The 12,637-nt window shown below is 37.8% G+C and carries 9 protein-coding genes; 2 read left to right on the plus strand and 7 right to left on the minus strand.

Annotated features, from left to right (window positions below; all coding sequences use genetic code 11):
- Window positions 1-17 precede the first annotated feature (17 nt).
- The 3 genes from AABB81_RS15185 to secDF form a co-directional block, all read right to left on the minus strand.
- Window positions 18-590: an adenylate kinase gene (locus tag AABB81_RS15185; protein ID WP_342161412.1), complete on the minus strand. Its 573-nt coding sequence runs from the start codon at window positions 588-590 to the stop codon at window positions 18-20.
- Window positions 591-632: 42 nt separating this feature from the next.
- Window positions 633-1,172, minus strand: a complete 540-nt coding sequence (locus AABB81_RS15190) for a phosphoribosyltransferase (RefSeq protein WP_342161413.1) — start codon at window positions 1,170-1,172, stop codon at window positions 633-635.
- Between the two features lie 140 nt (window positions 1,173-1,312).
- A complete protein-coding gene (gene secDF, locus AABB81_RS15195; RefSeq protein ID WP_342161414.1) occupies window positions 1,313-4,285 on the minus strand; it encodes a protein translocase subunit SecDF in 2,973 nt (990 codons plus the stop codon).
- 156 nt (window positions 4,286-4,441) lie between these two features.
- On the opposite strand from secDF, the gene AABB81_RS15200 reads away from it, so the two are divergent.
- Window positions 4,442-6,115 carry a formate--tetrahydrofolate ligase gene (locus tag AABB81_RS15200; protein ID WP_342161415.1) on the plus strand — a complete coding sequence of 558 codons (1,674 nt, stop codon included), beginning with the start codon at window positions 4,442-4,444 and terminating at the stop codon, window positions 6,113-6,115.
- A gap of 72 nt (window positions 6,116-6,187) precedes the next feature.
- On the opposite strand, the gene mdh is transcribed toward AABB81_RS15200, so the two are convergent.
- The 4 genes from mdh to AABB81_RS15220 form a co-directional block, all read right to left on the minus strand.
- Window positions 6,188-7,123, minus strand: a complete 936-nt coding sequence (gene mdh / locus AABB81_RS15205) for a malate dehydrogenase (RefSeq protein WP_342161416.1) — start codon at window positions 7,121-7,123, stop codon at window positions 6,188-6,190.
- Between the two features lie 86 nt (window positions 7,124-7,209).
- Window positions 7,210-9,147, minus strand: coding sequence for a DNA topoisomerase (ATP-hydrolyzing) subunit B (gyrB, locus tag AABB81_RS15210; protein ID WP_342161417.1), 1,938 nt, complete (start codon window positions 9,145-9,147; stop codon window positions 7,210-7,212).
- A 728-nt stretch (window positions 9,148-9,875) separates the two neighbouring features.
- Window positions 9,876-11,123 carry a sensor histidine kinase gene (locus tag AABB81_RS15215; RefSeq protein ID WP_342161418.1) on the minus strand — a complete coding sequence of 416 codons (1,248 nt, stop codon included), beginning with the start codon at window positions 11,121-11,123 and terminating at the stop codon, window positions 9,876-9,878.
- 78 nt (window positions 11,124-11,201) lie between these two features.
- Window positions 11,202-11,876 carry a response regulator transcription factor gene (locus AABB81_RS15220; protein WP_342161419.1) on the minus strand — a complete coding sequence of 225 codons (675 nt, stop codon included), beginning with the start codon at window positions 11,874-11,876 and terminating at the stop codon, window positions 11,202-11,204.
- Window positions 11,877-12,075: 199 nt separating this feature from the next.
- On the opposite strand from AABB81_RS15220, the gene AABB81_RS15225 reads away from it, so the two are divergent.
- Complete coding sequence (locus tag AABB81_RS15225; protein ID WP_342161420.1) at window positions 12,076-12,636, plus strand: DUF2911 domain-containing protein; 561 nt, start codon at window positions 12,076-12,078, stop codon at window positions 12,634-12,636.
- Window position 12,637: the final 1 nt, after the last annotated feature.

Here is a 12,637-nt window from a genome sequence, read left to right on the forward strand (position 1 = left end):
CAGTAACGGATGATCCGTTACAGGCTGTCTATTACCTTTTCAAGTTTCGACGTAATTTCAGATATAGTACCTACGCCATCCACTCCATAATATTTACCCTGCTTCTCGTAATACTCTTTTAATACGGCAGTTTTCGATTCGTATTCATTGAACCTGTTTTTGATCTTGCTTTCATCCTGATCGTCCGAACGGCCACTTGTTTTACCTCTGTTCAGCAACCTTTCGACCAGCAAGTTTTCGGGTACTTCAAGCGCGACCATCCCACTTATACTTGTATTTTTTTCCTTAAGGAATTCATCAAGAGACATTGCCTGAGACTCCGTTCTTGGAAACCCATCGAAAATAAAGCCTTTTGCCCCGGGGTTATTATTCACTTCAGCCTTGAGCATGTCAATGGTCACTTGATCGGGTACCAAATCCCCATTATCCATATAGGATTTTGCCAGCATGCCCAAATCGGTTTTGTTTTTAATATTAAACCTGAAAACGTCACCTGTAGAAATATGAATCAATCCGTATTTATTTTTTAATACTTCTGCCTGAGTGCCTTTACCTGCTCCCGGAGGTCCGAATAAAACTATATTTTTCATGATAATTAAATTATATCTGGAGTTATGAGTTTACGAATCAATTTATAATTTCAGTTGATATATGTCTGACAAGTTTCTTCCAAGGCCATCATAATCAAGTCCATAACCTACAATAAATTTATCTTCAATAGATTTGCCAATATAATCAATAGGTAATTCTTTCCTAAAAACATCCGGTTTAAAAAACAGGGTCGCAATCTTTAGTTGTTTTACATTCTTGTCGCGAAAGATCTCATGGATCTCTGCAAGGGTATTACCCGTGTCGATAATATCTTCAAGGATGACAACCGTTTTACCGGTAAGATCTTCATTTATGCCTACCAAATGTTTTATTTTCCCGGTGGAATTCACACCTTCATAAGATGCCATTTTAACAAAGGTTATATGACAATCATGAGGGTAATTTCTCACAAAATCGGCAGCAAACATAAACGAACCATTGAGAATCCCTATAAAAACAGGAACCTCATCCGGACCAATATCTTCTGCGATCTGATTTGCCAGGAACTTCACATAACTGTTTATTCTGTCACGATCGATAAAAGACACGAAATGTTTGTCATGAATTTTTATACTTTCCATTGATAACAAATAATTTTAAGACTTTACTATCTTAATTTGATAAGAAAATGCAAAAATAGGTAAAAACTAAAAACCTTTCAGGAAATATCTCCTAAAAGGTTTTTATAGTTTTACCATCCTTCAACAGAGGATACAGATTTTTAGTTCTTTTTCTTTTTATCCAGTTTTTCCGTTGTATCATACATGATAGGAGACGCGATAAACAAAGACGAATAAGTTCCAACAATAACCCCTATGATCAATGCAAACATAAATCCTTTGATTGAGTCACCTCCAAACAAAAATATTGCCAATAACACGATTAGTGTCGTCAAAGACGTATTTACTGTTCTTCCCAATGTACTGCTCAAGGCGGTATTCACTGTTTTAGAATATTTCCACATTGGATGTTTATTGCTAAATTCACGAATACGGTCAAAAATAACCACGGTATCGTTAAGCGAATAACCAACGACTGTAAGGATAGCCGCGATAAATGATTGCCCGATCTCCATATCAAATGGAAGGATCTTATAGAATAAGGAGAAAATTGATAATACGATCAACACATCATGGAAAACCGCAGCAACTGCTCCTAAACTATATTGCCATTTTCTGAACCTGATCAGGATATATATAAACACCACGATTAAAGAACCAACAATGGCCCATAAAGCAGCTTGCTTGATATCATCGGCGATGGTTGGTCCAACCATATAAAATTCCATAATACCTACACTTAGCTCTTTATCTCCGGGCTTGAACTGTTCAAAACTGATATCCTGCGGCATAAATGATTTTAAACCATCAAATAATAAGTGCTGGATTTCATCTTCTACGGCAACCCCGTAATCATCAATTTTATATTTGGTTGTAATTTTCAACTGATTAGCCGAACCAAAAGTTTTTACTTCAGGAGAACTTCCGAAAGCATCTTTCAAGGTGTTGGCAATTTCAGGAGGGTTTACATTCTCAACAAACCTTACCGTATAGGTTCTACCTCCTTTAAAGTCTACTCCATAATTTAAACCATTAGTGAATAATGAGCCCAAACCTATAATTAAAATAATCCCGGAGATGGTGTAAGACATCTTTCTCTTTTTAAGGAAGTCAATGTTAATGTCCTTGAACCAGTTCTTGGTAATATTTGTATTAAAAGTAAGTTGTCTGTTATTGTTAATATACCATTCTATCAATAGCCTGGTAATAAAAATTGCTGAAAATAATGAGGTTACAATACCGATCATTAAAGTAGTGGCAAACCCTTTTACAGGTCCCGTACCAAATACATAAAGAATGATCCCTGTAAGCAAGGTGGTAATGTTCGCATCAAGAATGGACGAAAGTGCTCCTTCAAAACCATCGTTAACCGATTCTTTTAAACCCTTGCCTTTGTTTAATTCTTCTTTTATCCTTTCATAGATCAGCACGTTGGCATCTACAGACATACCAATGGTAAGTACAATACCGGCAATTCCTGGAAGTGTCAATACGGCTCCGAAAGAAGTAAGTACACCAAAGATAAAAAGTATGTTCAAGGCCAGTGCAATATCTGAGAAAATCCCGGCCTTTCCGTAGTAAAAGATCATCCATAACAATACAATGACCAGTGCAATGATAAATGAAAAGGTACCACTGTCAATGGCCTCTTGTCCTAAAGAAGGACCAACAACATCCGATTGGATTATTCTTGCTGCTGCCGGAAGTTTACCTGATTTTAGAGCATTGGCCAAATCCTGGGCTTCATCAATGGTAAACTGACCCGTAATTGAAGTTCTTCCGGTAGTGATCGCATCATTAACCCTCGGGGCCGAGTAGACATAGTCATCCAATACTACGGCAACGAACTTTCCAACATTGGCTGTAGTCATTTTTGCCCATTCCTTGGTTCCTTTGCTATTCATGGTCATGCTCACCTCAGGGTTAGCACCTAACTGATCGAAAACCTGTGAAGCGTCTGAAATTACATCACCTTGAATCGGTGCTACATCGTTACGGTTAGATTTCAGGGCATAAAAATTAATAAAATCATTGTTCGATTTTGCATCCCAGGCGAATTTGGCATATTTTAACTCACTTGGAAGCAGTGCCCTTACCTCTTTCATCGCAAGATATTCATTGATAACAGCGGTGTCTTTAACACTGGCAGTTGCAATAATTGAACTGATATCATTTTGTGTTTGCGGAAAACGCACAAATAATTTGCTGAATAAAGGGTTGGTGCTTTCAAAATCCACCGAATCCTTAACTTCTCCTAAAAGATCATCAATTTCATCATCCTTTGAAAGTACAGAATCCTTTTCGACTGTCACTTCCTCAACTTTTAAAATTTCGGCGAGCTTTGTATTGGCAGATAAAAAGAACTGAACCAAATCCTGGTTGGTATATACTTCCCAAAATTGCAATTCAGCAGTACTTTGCAGTAATTTTCTTACACGATCAATGTCTTTGGCACCCGGAAGTTCAATAAGAATTCTCCCTGATTCCCCAATTCTTTGAATGTTGGGTTGGGTTACACCAAAACGGTCAATCCTGCTTCTCAATACTTCAAATGCCGTATTTATGGAACCTTTTACTTCTTCCTGTAAGATTGGTTTAACCTCGTCATCGGTCATCTTGAAATTGATCTTATCTTTCAGGGATTTATTTCCAAAAATACTGGGATCACTGAGTTTTACCGAACCGTTGCTGGCTGCATCAAAAGCTTCATAGAACAATTGTAAATAGTCTTTATCACTATCTTTTTGCGCTTTTGTGGCATTGATAAGTGCCTCGTTGAACACCGGATTTTTCGATTCATTCGATAAACCGAATAAAATATCTCTAACAGATACTTCTAAAATCGCATTAATCCCTCCCTTCAGGTCTAGCCCAAGGTTGATTTCTTTTTCTTTGACTTCATTGTAAGTAAATTCAGTGAAACCCAAATTAACGACTGGTTCATTGGCAACAGAATCCAGGTATTCTCTTTCCATAACACGCAGTGCTTCAGTGTCTGTTGCATCAGCTTTGGATTCTGAGTAGATAACGGCATCATTCTCAACATTTTTTGCAAACCACGTGAATGATAACTGGTATATGCATACCACACTCAAAATGACTGCAAATAATCTAATAAGTCCCTTGTTTTGCATTCTTTATCTTATTTAAAATCTTATTTTTGATATAATCGGGCAAATATACTCAAAAGATTTAGCTTTGAAAGAAATAAGTCCTAAATTTTGGGGCAATTCTGGGATTAGTTTTAGCCAGAAATTTTGCTATTTTAGTAATGTAAATCTAAAAGATAAATGGAACACTTAACTGACATTGAAATCGCCCAGAAAACCACTTTGATTCATATTAAGGACATTGCCTCCAAACTAAAAATTGATGAGGACGATCTTGAATTGTACGGTAAGTTTAAAGCAAAGCTGCCCCTTGACCTCATTGACGAGAAAAAAGTATCTTTAAACAACCTTGTTTTGGTAACAGCCATAACCCCAACGCCTGCCGGTGAGGGTAAAACCACGGTATCTATAGGGCTCACAGAAGGTTTAAACAAAATTGGAGAGCAGGCAACCGTAGTTTTAAGAGAGCCGTCGCTTGGCCCTGTTTTTGGTATCAAAGGGGGAGCTGCCGGAGGCGGATACTCTCAGGTGGTTCCTATGGAGGATATTAATTTGCACTTTACCGGTGATTTCAATGCAATAGAGAAGGCAAACAATTTGTTGTCTGCGCTGGTAGACAACAATCTGCAGGCGAGCGATAATTTGAATATTGATCCGAGGTCAATTTTCTGGAAAAGAGTTATCGATATGAATGACAGGTCATTAAGGAATATTACTATAGGCCTCGGAGGCACAGCAAATGGTGTGCCTAGAGAAGATGGCTTTAATATTACACCTGCTTCAGAGGTGATGGCAATACTTTGCATGACCTCCGGGTTTGAGGATCTTAAGAAACGACTCGGCGATATCTTTATTGGTTTTACTTTTGATAAAAAACCTGTTTTTGCAAGGGATTTAAAAGCAGAGAATGCCATGACGATTTTATTGAAAGACGCGATCAAACCGAATTTGGTTCAAACCCTGGAGAAAAATCCCGCTATCATTCACGGAGGACCTTTTGCCAATATTGCGCAGGGAACAAACACTATTTTGGCCACAAAAATGGGCTTGTCTTTATCAAAGTATGTGGTTACTGAAGCTGGTTTTGGAGCAGATCTCGGGGCAGAAAAATTCCTGAATATTATATGCGCGGCATCGGGCCTTAGCCCAAAAGCGGTCGTGTTGGTGGCCACTATAAGGGCTCTTAGGCACCATGGAGGAGCAGCTACGGATGCTCTCAATAAACCGGATGTAGGCCTTGTGGCCAAGGGATTTGCCAATCTGGAAAAGCACATTGAGAATATTAGAAAATTTAACATACAACCTGTCGTTGCCATTAATTCATTTATAAATGACAGTATTGAAGAAGTTAAACTTGTAATCGAAGGCTGCGAGAAATTAGGGGTTAAGGCGGTTGTTTCAAATGGTTGGACAAATGGGGGAGAAGGCTGTAAAGATTTGGCTTTTGCAGTTAAAAAAGTTGTGGAAGAAGACCGGTCGCAGTTTAAACCTTTGTACGATTGGAAATCTCCTGTAAAAGAGAAGATCGAAAAAATAGCCCGTGAGATTTATGGCGCTTCGGGCGTGAATTATGATAAAAAGGCCGAACTTAATCTAAGGAGAATTGATCGGCTTGGTTTTAACAATTTTGCTATTTGTATGGCAAAAACTCAAAAATCATTCTCCGATGATGAAGCACTGAGAGGCCGACCAGAGAATTTTGTTGTTACTGTCAGGGAAATTGAGATTGCTGCCGGAGCCGGATTTATCATACCTATCTTAGGTAAGATGATGAGAATGCCCGGATTGCCTGCCCATCCGGCATCCGAGAATATGAGTATTGATGAAAATGGTGTGATCTCTGGCTTGTCATAAGTATTGAAAACAAATGAAAAAAGCCATCAGTCTTAAGAATGATGGCTTTTTTTATATTAAAAAGGAAGAGAATTAGTTAACTGTTTCTTCCAACAGGCCATTTGTTTTTCTTACGGCTTCAGCGCTGGTTGTCAACTTCTCTTTTTCAGCATCTGTTAAATCGAGCTCAACAATTGATTCGATACCATTTTTACCGATGATACAAGGAACACCTATAGAAATGTCATCAAGCCCGTATTCTCCCTCTAAAAGTGCAGAACAAGGAAACATTTTTTTATGGTCGCAGGCAATAGCCTGAACCATAGATGATACAGCCGCTCCAGGCGCATACCAAGCACTTGTACCGAGCATTTTTGTCAAAGTAGCTCCTCCCACTTTAGTGGCTTCTGCAACTTCACTGATTTTCTCCTCGGATAAGAATTTACTTACAGGTACACTGTTTCTCGCTGCGAGACGCGTCAATGGAATCATTCCCGTGTCACTGTGGCCTCCGATAACCATACCTTCCACATCTGATGCAGGGCAGCCCAAAGCTTCTGCAAGGCGGTATTTAAATCTGGCACTATCAAGAGCACCTCCCATTCCGATAATACGGTTCTTAGGTAAACCAAGTGCCTTATGTGTTAAATAGGCCATGGTGTCCATAGGATTACTTACAACGATAAAAATAACGTTTGGTGAATGTTTTAGAACGCTGCTCGCAACAGATTTGACGATCCCGGCATTGATTCCGATAAGTTCTTCTCTGGTCATTCCGGGTTTGCGCGGAATTCCACTTGTGATAACAGCGACATCACTGTTGGCAGTTTTTGAATAATCATTGGTACTACCTGTGATCAAGGTGTCAAAACCGTTTAATGAGGCGGTTTGCATAAGATCCATAGCTTTCCCTTCGGCAAAATTTTCTTTAATGTCAATGATGACAACCTCAGAGGCGAAATCTTTGATTGCGATGTATTCGGCACAACTCGCTCCAACTGCTCCTGCACCAACTATAGTTACTTTCATGTTACTAGAATTTATAATTAATTAAATATGTTTTTCTAAATGTCAAAACCCAAGGTCTTTTCAGCATCTTGGGTCTTGTCTAATGTTTAAATGTCAATGTTTGCGTATACTGCGTGTTTTTCAATGAATTCCCTTCTAGGGGGAACATCGTCTCCCATAAGCATGGAAAACACCCTGTCCGCTTCGGTGCCATTTTCTATAGATACCTGACGCATGGTTCTGAATTCAGGATTCATAGTCGTATCCCAGAGTTGCTCTGCATTCATCTCACCAAGACCTTTATAGCGCTGTATGGTTCCTCCACCAAATTTCTCTATGATTAAATCCCTTTCAGTATCAGACCAGGCATATTCTTTTTTTGCACCTTTCTTAACCAAATATAAAGGTGGGGCAGCAATATAAATATTACCGTTTTCAACCAATTCACGCATATAACGGAAAAAGAAGGTAAGGATAAGTGTGGCAATATGGCTTCCATCAACATCCGCATCACACATAATCACGATTTTGTGATATCTCAGTTTGCTGAGGTTCAAGGCCCTGGGGTCTTCCTCGGTTCCTATGGTTACACCAAGAGCTGTATACATGCTCTTGATCTCTTCATTTTCAAAAACCTTGTGTTGCATGGCTTTTTCCACATTAAGGATTTTACCTCTTAGGGGTAAAATAGCCTGAAAATTTCTATCACGGCCCTGTTTGGCAGTTCCACCCGCAGAATCTCCCTCGACTAAAAAGATCTCACATTTTTCAGGATCATTCCATGCACAATCAGATAATTTACCAGGAAGTCCACCTCCTGACATCACTGTCTTGCGTTGAACCATCTCTCTTGCCTTCGCTGCTGCATGCCTTGCCTGAGCAGCAAGGATCACTTTTTGAACGATAATTTTAGCATCATCCGGGTTTTCTTCAAGATAGTCGGTTAGCATTTCAGAAACGGCCTGACTAACGGCCGGACTTACATCCCTGTTACCAAGTTTGGTTTTGGTCTGGCCTTCGAATTGAGGTTCAGCTACCTTTACTGAAATGATGGCAGTAAGGCCTTCCCGAAAATCATCACCGGCAATGTCAAATTTTAATTTGCTCAACAATCCGGATGTTTCCGCATATTTCTTGAGCGTTTGTGTCAATCCTCTTCTAAAACCGGATAAATGCGTACCGCCTTCATGGGTGTTGATATTGTTGACGTAAGAATGAAGGTTTTCTGTATACGAGGTATTGTACACCATAGCGACTTCAACAGGGATACCGTTTTTTTCGCCTTCCATGCTAATCACGTCAGATATGAGTTGCTCTCTGGTGGCATCAAGGTATCTTACAAATTCCTTTAGGCCATCATCACTGTAAAATTTGTCATAAACAAAGTTGCCTTCTTCATCTTTATGTCGCTTATCTGTAATTGTGATCGTAACACCTTGATTTAAATATGATAGTTCGCGCAACCGGGCAGAAAGAATCTCATAGCTAAAAACTATTTCTGTTTGAAAAATTGTGTCATCTGCCAGAAAGGTTACTTCTGTTCCGTTTCCATCTGATTCCCCAACTAGTTTTACCGGATAAAGGGCCTTTCCCTTTTCGTATTCCTGTTGCCAAGTTTTGCCATCTCTAAAAACCGTAGCTTTTAATTTATTCGAAAGGGCATTTACAACAGAAACCCCAACTCCGTGCAAACCACCGGAAACTTTATACGAATCCTTATCAAATTTTCCTCCGGCTCCAATTTTGGTCATGACAACCTCCAGGGCAGAAACCCCTTCTTTGGCGTGCTTGTCTACAGGAATTCCTCTACCATTATCTCTTACGGTAACAGAGTTGTCCTCATTTATATAAACATCAATTTTATCACAGTGCCCGGCCATGGCCTCATCGATGGAGTTATCGACAACTTCATATACAAGATGATGAAGTCCTCTTGAACTTACATCTCCAATGTACATGGATGGTCGCATCCGAACATGTTCCATGCCCTCTAAAGCTTGAATGCTATCAGCAGAATATTGATTTTTTTTAGTTTCTTCACTCATATTTTTTAGTTCTCTTTTTGTCCAAAAATTTAAAACGTACAAATATAAGAAAACCCCCATTTTTTAGGTCTTTTTTTGAAGTTATAAACTGTGAAGTTATCAACATTTTTGGCTCCTGAGGTGATATTTTTCACGATGCGGAGCAGGAGGCTGTAAACCATAAAAAAAACCTGCTTAGAAAGTTTCTAATACAGGTCTCTTTTTTGATGCAAATTAAAATAGCTTAATATTTGTGTATTTGCAAACGTTAACCATTTAGAGATATCATTCCCCTCAGTCCAATATTCTAACTGATCAACTTTATTATAAACTAAAAGTTTACTTTTGAAATATAACTTAAACCAAAGTACAAAGCACTCTAATTTAAATCAGATGTAAATTTAATTATCAAATCTGAAGAAAATCTGAAGTTTTATTCAAATTTGATAATATTTTTAAAAAAGCCTGTAAAAAACATTATTACAGGCTTTTTCATTCAAATCAAAACAGGTTAATGTTTTAATCAATGTGCTTAATCTGTCTTGCAGGTTCCATTCCCCTCAAAATATTACCCTTCGGATAGATTATGCTGATATCTTCATTGTTATTTCAGTATTCATAGCATGAATTTTTGAACGTTCTGAAATAGTTATATAAGAATTATAACAATCAGATAACAGGGCAAATGTAAGCGTCGTTTCTAAAGAAAATCTGAAGAAGCGCAAAGATTTTTGAAATATACCTTTTGGTTAAAAATAGATTGAGATATTGTGCTGATTTTCAACATACGAATGTATAATGTTCCAGTTGTAATTATCACATATTTTTTTTACGATGGCCAATCCTAGACCGAAAGAATTGGAGGCGTTACTCTCCTTTTTAAACCTTTCGAAAAGTGAAGTTGACTGCATTTTAGGGGGCTCCCCTGTATTCGAAACACTTAAAAATAAGTTGGTCGTTAATATCTCGATCCGGCCTCCTGGGATATTATGCTTTATCGCATTACTGATCAGGTTGGTAACAACCATATCGAATAATAATGGGTTTGCCTGAATTTCAACTTCAAGAGTCGATCTCATATCAACGGTAAGATTTTTATTTTCAATAAAATCTTCAAAAATTTCAAGTTGCCTTTCGATTACAGAATTCACATTTATGGTCTCAAGATCCTTAAATTGTCTGTTTTCAATTTTTGCGAGCAGTAAAAGGGTCTTATTAAGTTTAGAAAGCCTTTGTACCGACTGATAAATTGTTTTAATCTGGGAAACCTGGCTTTTTGTAAGGTTTTCAGATTGAAGCAGGATTTCAGATTTGGACTGCATGATTGCCAAAGGAGTTTGCATTTCATGAGAAGCATTTTCTGTAAATTCCTTTAAATTATTGAAGTCAGACTTGATTTTATTAGTCAACTTCGACAATGAATTGTTTAATTCCTGAAATTCATCAATATTTGATTCCTGAAGTTCCAGCGGTTTGTCATTTTCGACCGAAAAGTTTTTGAGCGTTTCCAAATTGTTGTAAAAAGGCAGCCAAACATTTCGCATGATAATCGTGTTCACAAAATAAACCGTTATGATCAAAAGCAATACAACAATCCCTACAGATAGGGTAATGGCAAGGATGAAATCCTGATTTCGCACCAATGAGCTTCTGGTGCTGATCTGATATGTTTTCCCCTGCAGCGTCTGTACTGAGGTCAGTTCCCTGTATAATTCATATTTCTCCTTATTATTGACAACCTGATACATCAAAGTGTCTTTAAAATACAAAGTGTCCCTTGGCGGGTTTGTCGATTTAAAGTCTTCTACGTCAAAAATTGGAAGCGGATATTCATATTTGATCTTTTTGGCGATGAGTTCCTGGTCCCACAACAATTTCTCGTCTTGCTTCTTTGTAATGACACGCTTTAAAGTAAAATAAATGACAGTACTGGAAATTATAAAAATAATAACCGAATAGATAATGTAGGTCTTTCTAGTTTTTTCAAATAATTTCATCGATCATTCAAAATTTATAAGGCAGTATTTTCGGGATTGAATCCTTTTGAAGTACAACTGTATTCAACATAGGTGACTTTATTCTCCAAATTTATATCCCAAGCCATAAATGGTTTGAAGATAGTCATTTGCACCGCTTTTTTTGAGTTTTTTCCTCAAATTTCTCATATGGGTATAAATAAAATCGAAATTGTCAACCATATCTATGTTATCACCCCAGAGGTGCTCTGCAATTGCTTCCTTGGTCAAAACGCGGTTTTTATTGGTAATAAAATACAACAGCAAAAAGTATTCTTTTTTGGTAAGATCCAGGGTGACTTCGTTAACGATAGCTTGTTTGGCAACAGGATCGATTTCAATTTCCTGATAAACAATATTATTGCTTCCTTCAAATTTTCTTCTCCTCAACAGAGAATTAACCCTTGAATTGAGTTCGGCAAGATGGAATGGTTTCGTAATATAATCATCTGCACCCAAATCAAGACCTTTAAGCCTGTCATCCAAAGAATCTTTGGCCGATACAATTAAAACCCCTGTTTCCGGGCTTTTTTCCTTGATGAATTTCAATAGGTCCAACCCGTTGCCATCAGGAAGGTTTATATCAAGTATAACCACGTCGTATTTATAGGAGATCAGCTTGTCTTCTGCTTCAAAAAAATTGGGAGCTGTTTCACACACAAAATCTTCCTTTTCCAAATAGTCGGTGGTTGCATTGAGTAACTCTAATTCATCCTCTACAATCAATAGTTTCATCTCGTCATCAATTTAAGTTTTACAAAAATAGAATAATAATGGCATATTGGAGAAATTATTGCAGTTTTAACAGACCTTTGGCTCTTTATGAATCTAGACGAAGAACCTCTTGTTATTTGAAAAATGGAATTGCTTAAAATATTTTTGGAAATATTACGTTATTAATGGTCGAATGATTAATCAATAATTATTTGTTGCTATGAATAAGAAAATAATTACCTCAATGCTTTTCTGTGCATTGTTGTCAAGTGCAATGAGCCATGCTCAAAAATTTGATAATCTTGACAGTGATCCTGTCGATATCGCATATCTGACTACCAAGAAAATTCCAAAGCCTTTGGTAAAGGTTGTATATGGAAGGCCACAGAAAGAATCAACACATGTATTTGGCGATCAGGTCCCTTATGGGGAAATTTGGCGCACGGGTGCTAATGAAGCGACCGAAGTGAAGTTTTTTACCGACATGTCTTTCGGAAGAAAGCTGGTAAAAGCCGGTACCTATGTGATGCACACGATTCCCGGAGAAAAGGAATGGACCATTATACTCAACAGCAATACCGATACCTGGGGTTGTTATTTCTATGATGAAACCAAAGATGTTGTTCGTATCAGGATCCCTGCCAGGGAAGCTGAAGTAGTGGATGTTTTTTCTATTGGTTTTAAAGAGGATTTCAAGAATACTTTTATGGTATTGGCTTGGGATGATACAAGAATAGATATTCCTCTTGCAACTCAAGATGTGATTTTAGCCAAAATTTAAA

Source organism: Lutimonas vermicola (assembly GCF_038433205.1).
In the GTDB taxonomy this organism is placed as follows: Bacteria; Bacteroidota; Bacteroidia; order Flavobacteriales; family Flavobacteriaceae; genus Lutimonas; species Lutimonas vermicola.

Bases quoted from the DNA above. Each gene is read 5' to 3' on its own strand.
- AABB81_RS15200 (WP_342161415.1), top strand. From the start codon at position 4,442: ATGGAACACTTAACTGACATTGAAATCGCCCAGAAAACCACTTTGATT.
- AABB81_RS15220 (WP_342161419.1), bottom strand. From the start codon at position 11,876: ATGAAACTATTGATTGTAGAGGATGAATTAGAGTTACTCAATGCAACC.
- AABB81_RS15190 (WP_342161413.1), bottom strand. From the start codon at position 1,172: ATGGAAAGTATAAAAATTCATGACAAACATTTCGTGTCTTTTATCGAT.
- AABB81_RS15215 (WP_342161418.1), bottom strand. From the start codon at position 11,123: ATGAAATTATTTGAAAAAACTAGAAAGACCTACATTATCTATTCGGTT.
- AABB81_RS15185 (WP_342161412.1), bottom strand. From the start codon at position 590: ATGAAAAATATAGTTTTATTCGGACCTCCGGGAGCAGGTAAAGGCACT.
- AABB81_RS15225 (WP_342161420.1), top strand. From the start codon at position 12,076: ATGAATAAGAAAATAATTACCTCAATGCTTTTCTGTGCATTGTTGTCA.
- mdh (WP_342161416.1), bottom strand. From the start codon at position 7,123: ATGAAAGTAACTATAGTTGGTGCAGGAGCAGTTGGAGCGAGTTGTGCC.
- secDF (WP_342161414.1), bottom strand. From the start codon at position 4,285: ATGCAAAACAAGGGACTTATTAGATTATTTGCAGTCATTTTGAGTGTG.
- gyrB (WP_342161417.1), bottom strand. From the start codon at position 9,147: ATGAGTGAAGAAACTAAAAAAAATCAATATTCTGCTGATAGCATTCAA.